Raw genomic sequence first — 19,562 nt, forward strand, 5'->3', positions numbered from 1 at the left:
TCCTCTTACCTCCTATTTCCGATTGTTTTATATAAGTTTCGTATCTCGGCTTCTGTAGCCAGTTTTTCCGAAAACGCACTGGCACTTCCAGCCGAAACCCCCAAACGAAAGGCGTGTTCATAATCATGTTTTTCCAACCATCCTGCTAAAAAACCTGCCACCATGGAGTCTCCTGCTCCAACCGCATTGATCAATTTTCCTTCCGGAGCCGGAAGTCTGTGTACCTCCCCTTGTTCATCCAGAAGCACTGCTCCTTTGCTTCCCATGGATACGAGCACGTTGACTGCCCCTTTTTCCTGAAGCTCTCCGGCATATGGAATGACATCTTCCTGTGTCTCAAGCTTTACGCCGAAGATTTCTCCCAGCTCATGCTGATTCGGCTTCACAAGAAACGGCCGGTACTGCAGCACTTCCAGAAGAAGATTATTTGTTGCGTCCACCACAGTCAGAATTCCTCTCCCCTGCATCCGGCTTAGAATCTCCGCATAAAACGTGGACGGCATACTCTCCGGGATACTCCCCGCCAGCACAAGTACATCTCCCTCCTCAACCTGATCCAGTCTGTCCAGCAGAGCCTGTACCGCTTCTTCGCTGATCTCAGGACCTTTTCCATTGATTTCTGTTCCGTCAAAATCCTTCATCTTAATATTGATACGGGACCATCCCTCCGAAAGCTCCAGGAACTCATTTTGAAAACCAAGTTCCCGCACTTTTCTTACGATCTCCCGGCCGGTAAACCCGGCTACAAATCCAAGTGCCGTATTTTCAACCCCCAGATTTTTGAGTACTGTAGATACATTAATTCCTTTCCCGCCCGGAAGCATCTGTTCTGACGTCGTCCGGTTCGTCTGTCCAAGTTGAAAATCATTTACGGTTACAATATAATCCAGGGACGGATTACATGTTACTGTGTAGATCATCTTTTCTTACCTCCGTTCTTTCTGCCCTTATTATACTTCCATTTTCATTCAAAATCAATCATATTATTTCACAAAAATCCATTTATATTTTTGTAATTCTTTCACAATCAGTCATTTTCATGCTCATTTTAGTCAATTTCAGTTATTTTCCAAAAAAGGGCCTTCGTGATTTCATCCCCAATCATCACGAAGGCCCTTTTTCAAATGTCAATCTATTTCCATTCATATTTCTGCGACTGTCGGTTCCAGTACCATCTCTGTATCCCATACGTCAACACCGTGGCAGCTATCAGGATCATTCCCAGGAAAAGATTCCATCCTCTGCTAATTACTATAAAGGAATTTCTTATTCCACCGTAGAAAAAGCAGATTAAAATGAGTACAAGCCCGCCTACTTCTATCATCCCTCTTTTTCGTCTGTCAAACGCAAACTTCAGCGCCACAAGAGCTCCCACATCTATCGCCCCCAGGATTACGGCAAACCAGATGCTGAAAAGATTAATTCTTCCCGGTTCCCCAAAGAAAACATTGTCCAGAACCCAAAAGAACGTCAGTGTTCTTACAACAGAGGAGAGAAAAACCATGCATATTTCTCCAGCTTTCGATTTCCCACCGCCATCTCGTCTCACGCTTTGAATCAGATCCTCACAAAATTCTTTCGCCGGTATTCCAAGTTTCTCTTCCAGAGAAATATGCTGTAGTTCGGCCTCTTCCGCCATTCCTATCAAATCTTTTTTGATCGATTCGATCTCAAATTCTGATATCATGCTGATTGACAGATAGCGGAAAACAGGAGCGAGCTGATCCCACATTTCACCGCCCATATTGGCGATCCGATCCACATTTTCTTCTTTCAGTATCTCCAGATTATTTTTCCTTATCATAACTTTGTCACCTCCCGCCAAATATACTCTCGACTGAAGCCTCCACTTCTTTCCACACCTGATAAAACCGGCTTACATACATTTCCCCGTCCTGTGTCAACGTATAGTATTTCCGCTTAGGTCCAAGAGGACTTTCTTTAAAGACACCTTGAATTAGTTTCTTTTTCTCCAAACGAAGCAGTAATGGATAAAGCGTGCCTTCTTTCGCATCCGTAAATCCATAATCCTGAAGTCTGGTCACGATCTCATATCCATACGTCTCTTCCTGATCGATGATTTTTAAAATACATCCCTCCAGGATTCCTTTCATAAGCTGTGCTTTATCCATGCTCCTCACCGCCTGTTCTATCTGGCTTTGTTACAGTTGTTCCATCTCCCCGAGAATTTCACGGTAATACCGTTCTCTCTCCTCTTCACTGTCGCCTTTTCCTTCCAGCGTCTTTAAAATAACGCCGTCTTTTAATAAAATGACTTTCTTACAGTTGCTCGCCATCTGCGGGTCATGAGTTACCATGATAATGGTCTTGCCCCATCCGTTGATTTCTTTGAGTGCATCCAGCACAATCTTTCCAGACTTGGAGTCCAGATTTCCGGTTGGCTCATCCGCTAGAATCAGCTCCGGATCATTGATCAGTGCCCGACAGATTGCCGCTCTTTGCTTCTCTCCCCCTGAAAGCTCTGTTGGCTTTTTCTCCAAAAGATGGGTCAGTTCAAACTGCGCGGCATACTTTTCTGCCCTTCTTTGCATCTCCTTAGAATCTGCCTTGTCAAGAATCATTGGCAAAATCATATTTTCCCGTACCGTCAGACTGTCCATGAGATAATAATCCTGAAATACGAATCCAATCTTTCGTCTACGGATATCAGCCAGCTCATCCTTCCAAAGCTCCTCTGTATCGAAATCCTCAAAAAATACTTTTCCCTCCGTCGGCCGGTCTAAAAGTCCCAGGACTCTCAAAAGCGTGGATTTCCCGCAACCAGATTTCCCCATAATTCCAAGAAAATCTTTTTTCTCCACTTTCAAGCTGAGTCCGCGTATTACTTTGATATCATCCTCTGACGGACGGGCACCATCTCCTTTCTTTGAGTAATTTCTGATAATATCCCGAACCTCTAATACTGTTCCCATCATCTTCCCTCCTATCTACCTTGTAATATAAGGTTCTTTTCTTAACTACATTATATAACAAGGTAGATAATTGTCAAGGGGATTTGGCAAAAAGTAAGATTCTCTATTTTACCCATGTCATGAACTCGAATCATACAGATTAAAGTGTCCCATTGCCACCGAACATTTTAAATCGCATGATATTTTCTATATACTCTACAAGGGTTCCAGTCCGCTCAAAAAGCAAAGGAGCGGATCGATGCAAGCTATATCCTCACAAGGAATAACAAGAACTTTGACGGTTCCACAGTTTTGGCGATCACACCAACTGATTTTTTGAAAAATTAACTGATACTGCCGCTCTTATCGGACGGCAGTAATTTTAGCCGCACAGTGGCAGTGGCTATCCTCAGATAAAAAGATGAATAAAAAGATTGACTCTAAAAGATCTGTCCTATAAAGGTTCTAACATGATATGCTTCTGAAGCGAAAAAAGAAAAAGAGTTCTCCCGACAAATGACCTGGACTTTTCAAACGTGTTACCTTGAATCATTCTGCAAAATGCCCTAGAAACATAAAAAGCAGATTTTTATTAGATAGGTACAGTTTTACATAAATATAAGGCAAAATCAAGAAGAACTCTTTTCTTTCAGCCGTAGCTTATTCTATTTTCGTTCATTTCTAGTCTCTCTCAAATAGATCTCTCGTATACACTTTCTCCCTTACATCATCCAGGCAAGAGTCATATCGGTTTGCAATAATCACGTCACATTCCTTCTTGAAAATATTCAGATCGTTTTCTACTTTACTTCCAAAGAAAGTAGAACCATTCTCCAGTGTTGGTTCATAGACAAATACCGTCGCTCCTTTCGCTTTTACCCGTTTCATCACTCCCTGGATTGAGCTCTGGCGGAAGTTGTCAGAATTGGATTTCATCGTCAGACGGAACACGCCTACTTTTACTTCCTTTTCCTTCTCTTGGGACCAGCTACTGTTTGCCTCATAAGCATCTGCGATTTCCAATACTCTGTCCGCAACAAAATCTTTTCTTGTACGGTTGGATTCCACAATCGCCTCAATGAGATTATTGGGAACATCCGCATAGTTGGCCAGAAGCTGTTTTGTGTCCTTTGGCAGACAGTATCCGCCGTATCCAAATGATGGGTTATTATAATGGCTCCCGATTCTAGGATCCAGGCAGACGCCGTTGATAATCTCCCTCGTATTGAGTCCTTTCATCTCGGCATATGTATCAAGCTCATTAAAATAGGAAACACGAAGGGCAAGATATGTATTCGCAAATAACTTGACCGCTTCAGCTTCCGTAAATCCCATAAATAAAGTAGCAATATTTTCTTTGATGGCACCCTCCTGAAGAAGCTTGGCAAAGGTATGCGCCGCCTCTACAATTTTCTCATCCTCCGGGTCGGTTCCCACAATAATCCGGGACGGATACAGGTTATCGTACAGTGCTTTGGATTCTCTTAAAAATTCCGGGCTAAAAATAATATTTTTGGTCTGGTATTTCTTTCTTACCTGGCGGGTGTAGCCGACCGGAATGGTACTCTTAATGACCATGATAGCATCCGGATTGACTTTCTGTACCAGCTCTATCACAGACTCCACGGCCGATGTATCGAAGAAATTCCTCTTGGAATCATAATTCGTCGGAGCCGCAATCACAACAAAATCCGCATCATTATATGCGCTTTCTGCATCCATTCTGGCGGTAAGATCCAGCGTGTAGCTTGCCAGATATTCCTCAATATAATCATCCTGGATCGGACTTTTCTTCTGATTAATCAGCTCAACCTTCTCCGGAATAATATCTACTGCTTCCACATGATGGTGCTGTGCCAGCAATGTAGCAATGGACAATCCAACATAACCTGTCCCGGCTACCGCTATTTTCAAATCTTGAAACTCTCTCATTCTCTTATTCTCCTTCTTCTTTTACTCTTGATCCATATAAAAATCGTGATACCACTCGGCAAACTGCCGCAGACCATCCCTTAAAGAGGTCGATGGCTTAAAGTCAAAATCTCTTTCCAGAGCGGAAGTGTCCGCATAGGTCACAGGAACATCTCCCGGCTGCATTGGCACCAGCTTTTTGTGGGCCTCGAAATTATACTCTTCCGACAGCACATTCGCACGGATGAGTTCCTGCTGAAGAATATCCACAAACTCCAGAAGATTTTCCGGATGACTGTTTCCAATGTTATAAACTGCATACGGAGGAATCGGAAGTCCGTCCTCTCCAGTCTCTTTTTTCGGCGGTTTCTCCATTACACGGCGGACGCCTTCTACAATATCGTCGACGTATGTGAAATCTCTCTTACAATTTCCAAAATTGAAAATCTCGATGGTCTTTCCTTGCCTCAACTTATTCGTAAAACCAAAATAGGCCATATCCGGCCTTCCGGCTGGCCCATACACGGTGAAAAACCGCAATCCTGTAGAAGGAATGTTGTATAGTTTAGAATAAGCATGTGCCATCAACTCATTGCTTTTCTTTGTGGCGGCGTAAAGGCTGACCGGATTGTCCACCTTATCATCTGTGCTGTACGGAACCTTTATATTGGATCCATAAACACTGGAAGAAGACGCATACACCAGATGCTGCACTCCCGGCAACCCATTATCATATGAGTGGCGGCACGCCTCAAGGATGTTGTAAAATCCAATCAGATTGGATTCAATATAAGCGTCCGGATTCGTGATGGAATACCGGACGCCTGCCTGAGCCGCTAAATTCACTACAATCGATGGCTCATATTTCTGGAAAATCTCGTTTACCAATTCTCTGTCCGCAATCGAGCCCTTAATAAAAGTCCATGTCGAATCTGGTCTGGATTCCGACATGGACTTAATCTTTTCTAAACGATATTCTTTTATACTGACATCATAGTAGTCATTCATGTTGTCAATTCCGATAATCTGTACCGGACTGTTTGATCTTAGAAGTTCTAAGGCCAGGTTAGAACCGATAAAACCAGCAGCTCCGGTGATTAGGATGGTGGCATCCTGAATGTACATTGTTTCCTTTCTCATCTTTTCACTCCTCACTTCATTTCTTTATTTCTCTTGAAATAGAAAACAATTCCAAGTAGAATCCATATAGCAAAGCATAAATATGCTTCCTTACTAAGAGAACAATCCAACGCCGGAATCGGTATCAATAATAAAATACTAAAAAATATCGACATAACAATGCCGATACACCCAGTAATCTCTATTAAAATATTTTGCTCTTTTTTCGCATACTTTAAAGCCGCCACAGAAGTATACCCATATCCTATCGCAGCTCCAATCGATGACATATCAACAATCCATCCCAAAGCATTCCTGCCCAAAAAAGGGGCAATCATAGAAATTGCCATGATAAATAAAATGGCATTTGCAGGAGTGTGATAATTTTCATGGAGCTTTCCAAACCATAATGGGAGGACATTTTCTTTTGCCATAGAATAAAAGAGCCTGCTTGCTGCCATATAAAACCCAATTACTCCTGATAATATTGCAGCCAAAACAGCTAACCCGATAAATAGCAATCCTGTATTTCCCAGAAGCTGAGATGCAGCATGAAATGTAGGTAGAGATAACATACCTTCAAGATTCGGCAGATCATTAATATATTCCACCCAATTATTATACTGACTCGGAAATACGGACGCAGTGATTGTACTTAAAACAATATAAACAAGCGCACCAAATAAAATAGATAAAATCATAATAATCTTTGATTTTTTTGGAGAAAACTTAAATTCTTCTGCCGCCTGTGGAATTGTATCAAATCCAACAAAAGCCCATGGTGCCACAGCTACAACAGCAAATATTCCCAGCCCTTTATGATTTGACGGATAAAAACCCGGACTTAAATTTTCTATATGTAACTTTCCACTTACCACAGCTGATATACTAATAATCAACACTCCTCCAACAAGCGCAAATACCAGTATCGTCTGGAAAACTCCTGCAACTTTTACTCCACGGATACTTAGGACTGCAAAAAGTAAAAGGGCTCCAACCGCTAAAATAATTTCTCCGAGATAGATATCATAACCGGCAACGCTATAATTAAAACCTACCTGAAAAATATTATCCAGCAAATTGCGTCCGATCAGCGCTAAAGCTGTCGCATTTAATGGCACGATTGCAAGATATGAAATACTTAGGAACCAGGAGCATATAAACGCATGTTTTTTCCCAAAAGCCATTTTAGCATAAGTAAATCCTCCACCAGTTATCGGAAATTTATTAATCATATAATGATAATTAAACGCTATGATTATCATTATTAAAGCAGCTATACCTATCGCAATCGCAGTTCCTCCTGGTCCTGCTTTCCCCAGAAAAATTTCCCCTGGCATTACAAAAGCTCCCCATCCAATAATACATCCTAATGCCAGGGAGCATACATTAATAGATGAGAGCTTTCTTTCAAGTTTTTTTCCCTTGTCCATTTTAACGTATTCCTATCTTTCTTTTGATTGCTCTGATCAGCCTGAAAAATTTTCTGTTCTTATAACGAAATTGAGCACATCTAGGCATTCTCCATTCCATACCGGTGTTCATTGCATCGTCACAGGGACTGCACAGACCACATGGTTTCCCATGAATAGGAGTATGGCAGAACCAAGTATATTTCATAATATCCAACCATCCGTTCTGTCTTGCAATCTTTTCTTCATCCTCTTTTGACAGTTTGATAACCGGTAAAATCAGATCTCCAAACACTAAAAAGGCTGTATTTTTTTCTCCCGCCTTTTTCACACAATATCGTTCCGGAAGAAAATCATTCTCTATTAACTCTAATTTCCCTTCTGCATGAATTGCATCTTCTACTTTTCCGTGATACTGATGAACAACAGCACTCTCCATTTTTATATTCAGTTTATCGCATAGTAATGCAAACCACTCATATTGAGTTCCGATGCTATAATTCTTTCTTAAATACCTAAATGCATTACTGATCTTTTCATTTTTACAGTTCTGTAAAATCCAGTCCCTTTCATAGAATTGAATATCTCTTACTTTTGCTGGAAATCTTTTGGAAGCTTCGAAAATAATTTTTTTCATCGCTTTCTTTTCATATGGTGTACTTTCCCGCCCCGGGTCAATTACATAGATTGGTTGGATTTCTATATCTTCATGTTGCATTAATTCCAGGAAGCGGAAAGTACCATCCCAGCCGCCTGACCATAACAGAGTTACTTTATTCATTATCTTCCCTCCCCAATTTGCTTATCTGCATTATTTAACAATGTAACTTTTGTCTGATTTTCTGAATGTACGGCTTTATTAATCCCCAAATCTCTTGTCGGTGATATGGCAAAAATAATAAAATTCGGAAGTACAATATTATACAGATTGCAATTGAAATGAACTCCCAAATGAACTGATCAGAAACCTGTTTCAATACTAATGCACATATAGTCATAACGCCTGTTGATATGATTTCCGGAATAATATTTTTTATCTGCATAATTGGAGTGATTTTAAACATTATAAACATCATAATCATATTCACTAAAACCAATTCTATTCTAATAAATGCCCTTACTTTATAAAGAACTTCATAACCAAATTGACATGCTATATATACAGAAGGCGCTAAAATAACTAGATGAGACACTTGAATTATTAGCGAAACTCTTGGTTTTCCTTTTGCCCGATATGCTTCGCTACTAAAATGACTAAAGATAATAGTTATTGAACTCATCAAGCCCCATAAGCCTACAAAACCAGCCGCTTCTTTCCACTGATTTCCCAAAAGAATATCTGTAACTAAATTTCTATATAAATATATCCCTGCTCCTAATGGTATAACAAACACTCCAACTAACCGTTGAAACTTAAAAAATATTTTTTTTAGTTCATCCTCATCATCCTGAACTCTGGATAATGCTGAAAAAAGTACAGGTGTTGTAGCACTTGTAATTAATGCCATGATTTGATTTACTGTAGTCGTAGACGTCTTATATATCCCAACATAATATGTGGTCAATAAAGTCCCAACAATAAATGTATCTATATACGATGTCAGCCATATAGCAATTTGTTCTATTAATGTCCAAAAACTAAAGGAAAACATTTCTTTGAATTTTTTTAAACTATAGTAAACCCTAGGTTTCCACTCGGACTTTAATGTAAGTACAGTTGCATTAACTAAATTAACCGATAAATTTCCAATAATAAGCGCCCAGTAACTTCGTGTTATAAAGGCCAATGGTACTGTAACAACTATTGGAACACAAATGGCTATTATTCTTACTACAAATAATGTCTTAAATGCAAATTTTCGTCTAAATAAGGCCATTTGAATACTCGAGAATGATGTCAGGGGTAAAGAAAAGCAAGCTACCGCAATTACATTTCCAAGAGTTGGATTTCCTACCATCCTTGCCAACCCATTTCTTGTCAAAATCAGCACGCACCATAAAAAAATAGAGATAGCGAGATTTGTCCAAAAGGCTACTGTCGTAGAATCATATTGATCATTTTTGTCTTTGAACTCGTGTTGAACCAAATATTTCTGGAATCCTGCATCTGTAAACATATCCGCGAAACTTGTAACCATAGTTACAGTTGCCACAACACCGAACGCCTCCGGTGTCAAAAATCTGGCCAAAATCATATTGGAAACCGGAGATATCAGTTTGGCTGCTATTTCTGTCGCTATAGACCATTTTGCTGCCATACCAATTTTTTTGTTTAAGTTGTTTGAGTTCATTAAAATATCACCCACTCTTTAAAATGTTTTTTGTTCTTGTTTTTTCTTTCTGTCTCTCACACGATTTTTGGCCCCTTGAATAATTAGTTCACGATGGGGCTCGCATTCAAAATAATTTATTATTTGCAGAAATTCCTCTTCTCTATAAATACGATTTAATATCCATTTACGTAGCTTTTTATGAAAGAGGTGGTTACAAACTTTAAAACTAAACTTCTTAAACCTTTTTCCTTGTAAAATAGACAAATAATTATCTAACCTATCAGATGCAAATTTCTCAAATTCATGACTAATAAATTCTTCATTTTTCGCATTTCTGCTTCTGCTAAAAAAATCTTGTAATATTTCTTCTTTTTTTTCGCCTTCTGCCATTATTACCCCATTTTTCTTTTTCAAAATAGGTATATATTCAATTTGATATGTTGCATTTTCCTCAATTTTTAAATCAATAAGAAGACTGGTTTTCCATAATTCATTATCCAGATTGTCAAACAAAAAATTACCCTGTCCATAAACAATCGTTCCATTATTCCAGTTTTCTTTACAACCAATACAATGACTATGCTGACAAACAACTACGTCTGCCCCTTTATCCACAATTTTTCTACATACTTTTTGCAAATACGGAGAGGGATATCGGTAATGCTCTTTCCCCCCATGATATAAAACAATAATAAAATCACACTGCTTCTTCAAAGATTCAATGTGATCTAAACTCTCCAATGGATCAAATGGATTAGCTCCTGCCTGATCAAGTGATGCAATGGAGAATTCGTGCTCGGCACAGCAATAAATACCAATTCTCATTGAATCCCTTTCGATAATATACGGTCTTTTTGCATCTTCCAGACATTTACCTGCCCCTGCAAATCCTATCCCTTTTTTTCTAAATATATCTAAAGTTGATTGTAACCCCTGTTCTCCCTGGTCCATAATATGATTATTAGCCAATGTGAAAAAATATCTATTAATTTTTTTAATTCCGTTAATGCATGTAGTTGGAGCGATTAAAGCTGGTCCACATTTTGAAATAGGAGCTTTCGTATCTGTCAAAGGCACCTCTAAGTTAAATACTGTAAAATCTGCTTTTTTGATAATTGTCTCTAGCTCTATTCCTATTAATTCTTTACTGTCACCTTTTATAAACAACTCATAATTTGATTTTGTCGGAACCAAGTCTGCTCCTATTAAAATCCGAAAAGCCATCTCTATTTCCTTTCATTTACTATTCCTATATTTTTATTCTTTTCCCCAATTCTAAATTCAGTTTATTATCGTCAAATTCCCCAAATCCACTTGCCGGAAAAAATGTAAGTTCTCCAAAATACAACCTTTGATTAATTTCATAAAAATCCACTCTTAAAAAAGGGATATTAGTAGATAATTTTTCAGCAAATTTTTTCATTAACGAAAACTGTGTAGGTCGGGGAATCTCCAATTTACTATGCGGATAATAAGGTTTCTCCAAGCCGGTAAACTCCATATGCTTCCAATTCATATCAAAAAAATCTATCGTTTCATTTGTACTTCGATCTGATATCACCTGACAATACAAAGGTTTACCCGAAAAGCAATAAAACTTATAATCTCTTAATTCTTCCAAATTTTCATCTTTCATATATTGTTCTGCGATAATTTTTCTTTTCACATTTTTATACGGCCATTCTCTTCCAACTAAAAAATAATTCTGTTTCAATCCTTTTCGTAATCTTTTCTTTACTTCATGCAAATTTAAAGTTGTTTTATTTTTGCATATGCACATTCCAAGTCCAGAATTGTGATTACATTTCAGAACAAATTGGTCTGGCAAAGATGCAAAATCTATATCATCAGGAGTATCCCAAACACCAATTAATGGAATGAGATATTCGTCTCCAAGTTTTTCTGATACATATTCTCTAACTTTATACTTATCGACCATTATAATATATTTAGAATTACGATCATGGAGTTTTAACCACTGAAGTTTTTCACTAAAACTTCTCGGATTTTCTAAATGTAGAGTTTTATTCATCATATATCTATACTTCATTTTTAAATATTTTTCATCAGATAAAAATGGTAAATATCCAAGTGCTCCTAATCGTAATACTATTTTCGTACTTATTTTTTTGATCTTTATTCGTCTCATAATAACAGTTCATCCCATTGTCGAATTATATTTTTTACACTATGAGTTTCTCTCAGTTTGAAGGCCTCTTCTCCTAAGTGATCCCTTAGCTCCTTATTATTAATTAACTTTTTTATGTTTTCTGCCATTTTGTCACTGTCTCTAACCGGAGTCAAAATTCCATTTATTCCATTCCTTATTAATTCTGCTGGTCCACCTGCTGGACAATCCGTGCAAATAACAGGCATTCCCATCGCCATCGCTTCCATCAACGAGTTTGGCATTCCCTCACAATCAGAAGACATAACGAAAATCTGTGCATTCTTTATTTCATTATGTACATCTGCACAATATCCACATAGCAATACTTTACTATTTAGTTTCAAATCATTAATTAGCTGTAATAGTTCCTGCTTCTTTTCCCCTTGTCCATAAATTTCTAATTTGTATTCTGGATAATCCTTTTGAACTTTAGCAAATGCCTTTAACAGCATTGGATAATTTTTTTGAGGATTTAGTCTTCCCACCGCAACAATTTTTTTACATTCTTTTTGACTTTTCAATGGCAAGTTAGATTTAACAGGATTATGTATTACAATACCTCTTTCTCGGATTAATTTGGAGTAACACCCTTTTGCCTGATTTGTCTGGAAAACATATGCATCGGCCTTCCAGTACGTCAATTTGATCAGCAATTTACTTTTTGCGGAAATTAAATTATGTTTTGGTGCATTTCTTTCTGATATAATCATTTTAGTATTTATTTTAATATTTGCTAAACATACACACCAATTTGCATACAAATCTATTCCAACTGCACAATTAATCCTTTTTTGAATTAAAAACTTTCTTAATTTATAAGTATCCTTCAATAAATTTCCTGACAGAATACATGCTCTATTCACCTCATCTTTTAATGCATAATCCTCTTTATTGCTTTTTCCTGTTATAAGATAAAAAGAACAATCTCTTCTCCTCGAATACTCATTTGCCAAATTAGCAACTACTCTTTCTGCCCCTCCATTTCGCAAACCCATTATTATAAATGCAATTTTCTTCATAATTGTACTCCTCTTTATCCTCGAAAAATCGACTGTAAGAAACCTCCTAAGGCTTGTCCATTGAACCTCATATATACAAACATAGAGTAAAAACTCAGCAAAATTCTTATACTAAGTAATATCAATGTGGCTCCATAATAGAAAAATCTAATCCTTTTTGACATTATTTGATATGTATTGTTTAATGTGGGTAATGACACTAAGCCAATCAAGATAATAAAACGCTCAAAAATAATATTACTAAAACTCATAGGTATTCCTATGCTCAATATGAATTCAGAAAATGTTATCTCTCCCCTTTTTCTGACAATCAAGTATATTGCTGATCCTGTAAAGAATAGTACAATCAGCCTTACAAATAATGAGCCCATGTCACCCATAATACCTTCGTATTGAAAATAGTAATTCCATTTTTGTGACATTAAATTAGCATATGAATTTGGAATTCTGGCAAGAATATTTCCTATTAATGGCGAAGGCAAAACATACGCTATCAAAACTATGATAATCACTACTTTTACAAAATCTTTGCCAGCTTTCATCTTAAGGTAGTAATGATATATCAAGGATAATATTAGACATATTACTACTGCTGTATGTAAAAGTGCAGCCACAAGAGTCAAAATATAAAATACGATTTTTTTCTTTTCATAAAAAAAATAATATGTCCAATACCACAAAGCAAATGCAATTACATTTCTAACTCCAGATATTAAACTAAATACTGAACAACATCCTAGGCAAGATAGAAAATATAAAATTATAATTCTGGTTGCCACATTATTTTTTTTCATGTAATCGTTCGCTATGCTACCTACAAAAAAACCAAAAAATAATACTGCCGTTGCTGGCAGCCATCCATTATTATTGGTTTGAGCGATAAGAAAAAACCATATTTTTTGCAATATTAATGGTGATTCTACAAACTGGACATTTGGTATTCCATTTCTTAATCGATTTATATTTAAATAATATCTATACAAATCGTCCGAAGGAGAAGGTTCTGCAAAATATGCAAAACCAGAGAGTGCTATTATGAAAAAAAACCATAATATCAACAATTTTTTTCTACCCAGTCCGATCGACAGCAATAATATCAAGCCAATAATTGCTAAGCATAAAAACAAGCTAAAAATCGATAGGTTAAAAATAATATCATCCATCTATTTTTAATCACTCCTATTTTTTGTTGGTTCAAATTATAAATAGTATTTCTTATAATAATATATTTTTGATAGCCAAATCATTCTATACAGCAATACAAATCTGGCTAATATTCCTGGCCAATATTTGTTAAATTTTCCATTTTTTATTGCTTTTTTATAATACGGCTTCTCTATATAATTTTTGATTTCTTTAACAACTGATTTATATTTCTTATTCGAATTAAACTGTGAAACAATAACATTGAATAAAGCATGCACAATAAAACGATCAATTTGTTGTTCAAAATCATATAATTCAATATCAATCTCTCCCCTCAAATGCTCTGAAACCAATTTAGGGCCATTCCATGGAAAAACCCGTTTTCGATCAGTCATTGATTCCTCGTTTATCCGGTAATTATATCCACAATATTTTGTAACAAACAACGAATTACTTCTATATATGCATGGAACCGTAACAGACTTGTCTTCCGAAATTTTAATTTGATTGTTAACTGTCATTTGAGCAGTAACATATAGATTCCTTTCAATACATTTAGCAGCAATATTAGGCATAAATGTACTTCCATTTTCTCCTTGAATCAATATTGGAAAAATTTCTTCTTCAATTTGGCTTTTGGAATAAAATCCGCTTCGCTGCTTTATCTGCACCTTTTTACTTTTTTCGCCAAATACTCTTTTCATACCGCTACATATAATATCCGGTTGAAATCGCTTGATAATTGTATAAAATTTCTCTAAATAGCCATCATCAACCCAATCATCACTATCAACACATACGATATACTTTCCTACTGCAACTTTTGCACCGGCCTTTCGTGCACTTACTAGTCCTTCGTTCTTTTTATGTATTGTCTTGATAAACTTATATTTTTCACTATAATCATCGCAAATTTCTCCGCTCCGATCTGGAGATCCATCATCAACTAAAATCACTTCAAAATCAGTAATCGTTTGTTTCAACAAACTTTTAATACAATCATCCAAATATTTTTCTGCTTTATAGACAGGTACAATAATGCTAAACAAGGACATATCCTTTCTCTCCTTATTTCTTTTACAATTTATTCATAGATATGAATCACTAATGGATTCGTTTTCCTTTTCTACTTTTTGGTAATTTAAACTTTTCTCCTAAAATAAAATCAAACTTATCTGGCATAAATTGAACATAACCACTCCAAGGATAAAACGTCATTTCGCCAAAATAGATCTGTCCCTCTATTTCGTATAGATCTACTCGCACATATGGAAACCCTTTTGATAATCTTGATGCAACTTTAAGCATTTCTTGTAATTTCTGCGGTTTATCTATTTCCCGATCTGCTACTGGACAGTCACTGGAAATATGTAGATTATTCCAATGAACATCGTAAAAATTACGCTTATGGCCTATATATCGATCTACGTCAGCAACAATATATTCTGGCTTCCCATCAAAGCAAAAAAATTTATAATCATTAATTCCGGCTTCCGGATTATTTTTATTCACTAACAATTCTTCTACAATGATTCCAGGTTTTAAACCATAATATGCCCATTCCCTTCCACCTGACCTTTTCTTAAATGGCTTGTCTCCAGAACTCAATTTTTCTAATAAAATGTCATAATCTAATTCCTTCTTATCCCTGCAAATTACAACATTCAGTCCACCTCCGCCATGGGTTGTTTTCATTACAAAACATTCCGGCAAGCTCTTAAAATCTATCTCGTGTATTGAATTATATTTTCCATATAAATCAACCAAAATATTTTCCAGCCCTCTTTTTTTCACATAATCTCTTACCAAGTATTTATCTACGCATTTATGCATTAATGAATTTCTATAATACATTTTGTACCATTGTAATTTTTCTGTATATCGTTTAGGATTTTTTAAATTGAGTCTCCGTTTCAATTTAATTCTATATTGCAATTTCAACATAACGCTGTCTGGTAAAAAAAATAACGCATTCAAAATTTTTTCCCTAACTCTCGGAGATTTTATATATTTTTTATATTCATTCATGGTTGACCTCTTTCATATATGCTTCTACAACAACTTTCCTGTCAAACTCCCGTTCAACTTTTGCTCTTGCAGCAAGCCCCATTTTAAATCTCTCTTTATTTGACAATTTCAAAAATTTTTCTACTGCCTGAATTAAAGCTTTACTATCTTTCTGAGGAACCATATATCCATTTACTCCATCATCTACAACTTCACGACATCCACTTCTATCTGTTGTAATAATCGGCCTTCCAGAGGCGGCACTTTCCAACAGCACATTACTTATCCCTTCTGGATAATATGTTGGATGCACCGTACAATGTGTGTATTGCAATACATCTCGAATATCCATAATCAACCCATGGTATGTAATAATTCCTTTTTCCTCATACTTCTTTAAAACTGTCTCATATTCTTCTTCACAAAAACCGCAAATATGAAAATGTGTATATGGATACTTTTTCTTAATATATTTGGCCATCTGCAGATATTGATCAATTCCTTTTTCTTTCATAATTCTGGAAATAAAAACAAATTCTACATTCTCTCCCTCAGGATAATCAAGTACATGAAACTGTTGCAGATTTACTCCAGATCCCGGCAGCAATTTTAGCTTGTCTTCCGAAATGTGATGCTGAACAAAAAAATGTTGGTTTTCTTCATTCTGTACAAAAATCTTTTTTACATTTTGGAATGCAATTTTATATGCTGTAATCATAGCTTTTTGAAGGCACCCTGGATTTTCTACAGCTGATCCTAACCCTGTAATATTAACTAAAATTGGAACTTTACATTTTGCTGCCGCTAAAGCTCCATATAAATTGGGTTTAATTGTATAAGATAAAATAATATCTGGTTTTACAGCTTTGATTAACTCCATATAGTAAAACAATAACTTAATTTCAGTAATTGGATTTGTTCCATGCCTGTCTAATTTTGTTTCGATATACTTACACCCTAAATCTTTTAAAAGATCAATACGCTCACCATATGGAGATGAAATAATAACTTCGCATCCTTCTTTTAACAGTTCTTCAACTAGTTCACGCCGAAAATTATAAATTACCACATCATGGTTTACTAAAAATAAAACTCTTTTCATTACTCTGTTTCCTCTGTTGCTTTTATTGAATCTAACAGTGTATGTACACAATAGTTGTCTTTATATTCACTTAATGTCAGGTCATAGGCTAAGTCACCAAATACTTTCTCCGATAAACCACCTATTTTCCCTGGTATACGTTTCATGATTCTAATAACCCATGACATTCCGGGAATTATAAAAATGAAATGATTGTGCACGATTGAGATCATCTGAACCATTTCTGATGTGTTTGTATATTCCCCATTTTGAGGAAAAAATACTCCTGATTCTTCATTATCAATCATCAACTTTACAAATTCACATAAATTATCTATGTGAAGCATGGATCTTCTGTTGTTTGTTTTTGGGAAAAATGGGATTCGCACTGCTAATTTAGCAAGTTCTGGATAATTCCCTTTGCTTCCCTTTCCATAAATCATCGGGGGACGTAAAATAACTACTTTAAACTTGTCATCTTTAAGACTTTGTATTCTCTGATCTGCCTGCCACTTACTATCTCCATAAAAATTAAGCGGTTTTGGATTGGTCTTTTCTGTTATAAATTTCTCCTTACATCCAGAATACACAATCATGGAAGACATAAAAATAAACTGTTTTACCCCACTTTCTTTTGCTCGTTTAGCTACTTCTACTGCCAGTTCTGTATTCACTTGATAATATAATTTTTTCTGTTCCTCTGTTACACTTCCTACGTCAGCATGGGCAATTCCAGCCACATGATATACCACATCATATAGAGAAAAATTTGTATTTTTCCATGCATCCTTAATCATATCTACTGTATCAATTTCATATCTCTCTGGGTAATTCATCAGCCATTTTTTTACTGCTTCCCCTATATAACTACCTTGTCCTGTTATCAAAATACGCCTTGATGGGATAGCATCCTGCTTTCTATTACTACAGTTTTCTCTTTTCTTTTCTTTATTTTTTAAAAGCTCTCTATATACTTGCGTTCTCATCTGGTTCATCTTAAAAACCATGGTTGCAGCACTGATAAATGGAATACCAATTACAAATATTGTTTCTGCTATCGTAGCTTTCTTGTCCTTTTTCATTTATATGTACCTCGATATTATTATCCTTTCCTCTTCATCTCTCCGGTTCCGCCTTCTACCACCCCGTCTGACCTCAGTACTGACAGAATGGTTCCGAAAAAACATTTCACGTCCAGACCAAAGCTCAGATTGTCTACATAGTATCCGTCCAATTTTGCTTTTTCCGGTATATCCAGTTCATCTCTTCCGTGGATCTGTGCCCATCCGGTTAGTCCAGGTAAAATGTCATTCGCACCGTATTTCTCCCGCTCTTCAATCAGGTCATACTGATTCCAGAGTGCTGGACGAGGTCCGATGATCGACATCTCCCCTTTTACGATATTGATAAGTTGTGGTAGTTCATCCAGGGACGTCTTTCGCAAAAATTTTCCTACTTTCGTTATATACTGATCCGGATCTTGCAACAGATGGGTCGGCATATCTTTCGGAGTGTCCGTCCGCATGGTACGGAATTTTAAGATTTTAAAATGCTTCTGGTGGATTCCCACACGTTTTTGCTTGAAAAAGACCGGACCAGGGGAATCCAGCTTGATCGCAATTACCAGCGTAAGAAATACTGGTGCCAAAAAAAACAATGCCATCAGCGACAAATAAATATCCAGATATTCTTTCTTTTTGATATACTCTTTTTTCCTCATCTCTCACTCTCACAGCAAAAACATCAATTCTTTGCTTTTTCCTTTCTGTCCATATTTTGATTTTCTATAACCATCCCACACGGAATCTTTTCTCCTTCTGGAATCCTGCTTCCTTTGATAATGGCTCCGCAGTCCAGATGAACTCCTTCCTCCAGGATCGCTCCATGCTCTGTCAGACTTCCAATGGAAAGGATGCATCCTTTTTCCACCTGTGCTTCCGTATGTACTACCGCTTTCGGCAGAACGACGGAGCCTTCCCCGATTTTTGCTGAAGGGCTTACATAAGCTTCCGGATGTACCAGTACCGGTACATCAAAGCCAAAACGTTTCGCTCTGGTATACAACTCCATTCGTTTTCCATACGCGCCGACCGCCGGAAAAGCTTCCTGATATTCTTTTTTAAACAGTGGCAGATCCTGAAGTTTTCCGATCGCCTCCGCTTTCAGATCATCGAGGAAATCGATCTTATCGTAAATCGGATTCCCTTCTGAATCTTGCATGGCTCTTGCCGTCTCAGCCACTACATGTCCGTGCCCTCCGGCTCCTAAAATCAGAAGATTTCTCATCTTCTTTCCCTCACTCCTCTTTTTTAACAAAAATAAGGACCTCCGTTTCCGAAAATCCTCCTTTGTTCTATACTTTATCTTGTTTCTGCTTTTTTCTTTCCTGTCCGGATTCCGATCAATATCTTCCTTTTCTGTCCAAACAGTTCTTTTTCTATCATTACATAACATAATCGTATTTTCTTTTTCACGATCTGTTTTACATACCTTCTGAGCGGTCCTTTTGCCG

At 36.7% G+C, this 19,562-nt stretch carries 19 protein-coding genes; all 19 read right to left on the minus strand.

Translation table 11 applies throughout. The annotated features are described in order from the left end of the window. Nucleotides 1–5 precede the first annotated feature (5 nt). The 19 genes from pfkB to AOA56_RS11660 all read right to left on the minus strand — a co-directional run bounded on the left by pfkB (nt 6) and on the right by AOA56_RS11660 (nt 19,366). A complete protein-coding gene (gene pfkB, locus AOA56_RS11570; protein ID WP_053769704.1) occupies nt 6–920 on the minus strand; it encodes a 1-phosphofructokinase in 915 nt (304 codons plus the stop codon). Between the two features lie 212 nt (nt 921–1,132). Beyond that, nucleotides 1,133–1,804, minus strand: coding sequence for a hypothetical protein (locus AOA56_RS11575; protein ID WP_048620389.1), 672 nt, complete (start codon nt 1,802–1,804; stop codon nt 1,133–1,135). 7 nt (nt 1,805–1,811) lie between these two features. After that, entirely contained in the window at nt 1,812–2,132 is a 321-nt protein-coding gene (locus tag AOA56_RS11580) for a PadR family transcriptional regulator (protein WP_024733330.1), read from the minus strand. Nucleotides 2,133–2,162: 30 nt separating this feature from the next. After that, a complete protein-coding gene (locus AOA56_RS11585) occupies nt 2,163–2,936 on the minus strand; it encodes an ABC transporter ATP-binding protein (RefSeq protein WP_034594831.1) in 774 nt (257 codons plus the stop codon). A gap of 657 nt (nt 2,937–3,593) precedes the next feature. After that, nucleotides 3,594–4,844 carry a nucleotide sugar dehydrogenase gene (locus tag AOA56_RS11590; RefSeq protein WP_274600381.1) on the minus strand — a complete coding sequence of 417 codons (1,251 nt, stop codon included), beginning with the start codon at nt 4,842–4,844 and terminating at the stop codon, nt 3,594–3,596. A gap of 21 nt (nt 4,845–4,865) precedes the next feature. After that, entirely contained in the window at nt 4,866–5,963 is a 1,098-nt protein-coding gene (locus AOA56_RS11595; RefSeq protein WP_053769705.1) for an NAD-dependent epimerase/dehydratase family protein, read from the minus strand. Between the two features lie 11 nt (nt 5,964–5,974). After that, the gene (locus AOA56_RS11600) at nt 5,975–7,375 is read right to left on the minus strand and encodes an APC family permease (protein WP_053769706.1); all 1,401 of its coding nucleotides are present in this window, start codon (nt 7,373–7,375) and stop codon (nt 5,975–5,977) included. A gap of 1 nt (nt 7,376) precedes the next feature. Further along, nucleotides 7,377–8,135 carry a hypothetical protein gene (locus tag AOA56_RS11605; RefSeq protein WP_053769707.1) on the minus strand — a complete coding sequence of 253 codons (759 nt, stop codon included), beginning with the start codon at nt 8,133–8,135 and terminating at the stop codon, nt 7,377–7,379. 34 nt (nt 8,136–8,169) lie between these two features. Next, entirely contained in the window at nt 8,170–9,645 is a 1,476-nt protein-coding gene (locus AOA56_RS11610) for a lipopolysaccharide biosynthesis protein (RefSeq protein ID WP_053769708.1), read from the minus strand. Between the two features lie 18 nt (nt 9,646–9,663). Continuing rightward, on the minus strand, nt 9,664–10,851 hold the full coding sequence (locus AOA56_RS11615; RefSeq protein WP_053769709.1) for a CapA family protein: 1,188 nt from the start codon (nt 10,849–10,851) through the stop codon (nt 9,664–9,666). Nucleotides 10,852–10,876: 25 nt separating this feature from the next. Further along, on the minus strand, nt 10,877–11,776 hold the full coding sequence (locus tag AOA56_RS11620) for an ATP-grasp fold amidoligase family protein (RefSeq protein WP_053769710.1): 900 nt from the start codon (nt 11,774–11,776) through the stop codon (nt 10,877–10,879). Then, nucleotides 11,773–12,816 carry a glycosyltransferase family 4 protein gene (locus AOA56_RS11625; RefSeq protein WP_053769711.1) on the minus strand — a complete coding sequence of 348 codons (1,044 nt, stop codon included), beginning with the start codon at nt 12,814–12,816 and terminating at the stop codon, nt 11,773–11,775. Before AOA56_RS11625 ends, AOA56_RS11620 begins: the two co-directional genes overlap by 4 nt. 14 nt (nt 12,817–12,830) lie before the next feature. After that, complete coding sequence (locus AOA56_RS11630; protein WP_053769712.1) at nt 12,831–13,979, minus strand: EpsG family protein; 1,149 nt, start codon at nt 13,977–13,979, stop codon at nt 12,831–12,833. A 36-nt stretch (nt 13,980–14,015) separates the two neighbouring features. Then, complete coding sequence (locus AOA56_RS11635) at nt 14,016–15,017, minus strand: glycosyltransferase family 2 protein (protein WP_053769713.1); 1,002 nt, start codon at nt 15,015–15,017, stop codon at nt 14,016–14,018. A gap of 49 nt (nt 15,018–15,066) precedes the next feature. Next, nucleotides 15,067–15,990: an ATP-grasp fold amidoligase family protein gene (locus AOA56_RS11640; RefSeq protein WP_082349980.1), complete on the minus strand. Its 924-nt coding sequence runs from the start codon at nt 15,988–15,990 to the stop codon at nt 15,067–15,069. Beyond that, on the minus strand, nt 15,983–17,071 hold the full coding sequence (locus AOA56_RS11645) for a glycosyltransferase family 4 protein (protein WP_053769714.1): 1,089 nt from the start codon (nt 17,069–17,071) through the stop codon (nt 15,983–15,985). The genes AOA56_RS11640 and AOA56_RS11645 overlap by 8 nt, the downstream gene beginning before the upstream one ends. Then, nucleotides 17,071–18,132 (minus strand): NAD-dependent epimerase/dehydratase family protein, encoded by a 1,062-nt coding sequence (locus AOA56_RS11650; RefSeq protein ID WP_238117728.1) that lies wholly within the window; start codon nt 18,130–18,132, stop codon nt 17,071–17,073. Before AOA56_RS11650 ends, AOA56_RS11645 begins: the two co-directional genes overlap by 1 nt. Before the next feature lie 20 nt (nt 18,133–18,152). Beyond that, entirely contained in the window at nt 18,153–18,770 is a 618-nt protein-coding gene (locus AOA56_RS11655; protein ID WP_053769715.1) for a sugar transferase, read from the minus strand. A 23-nt stretch (nt 18,771–18,793) separates the two neighbouring features. After that, complete coding sequence (locus AOA56_RS11660; protein WP_048620404.1) at nt 18,794–19,366, minus strand: PglD-related sugar-binding protein; 573 nt, start codon at nt 19,364–19,366, stop codon at nt 18,794–18,796. Between the last annotated feature and the right edge of the window lie 196 nt (nt 19,367–19,562).

The sequence above is a fragment of the Sellimonas intestinalis genome, assembly GCF_001280875.1.
In the GTDB taxonomy this organism is placed as follows: domain Bacteria; phylum Bacillota; class Clostridia; order Lachnospirales; family Lachnospiraceae; genus Sellimonas; species Sellimonas intestinalis.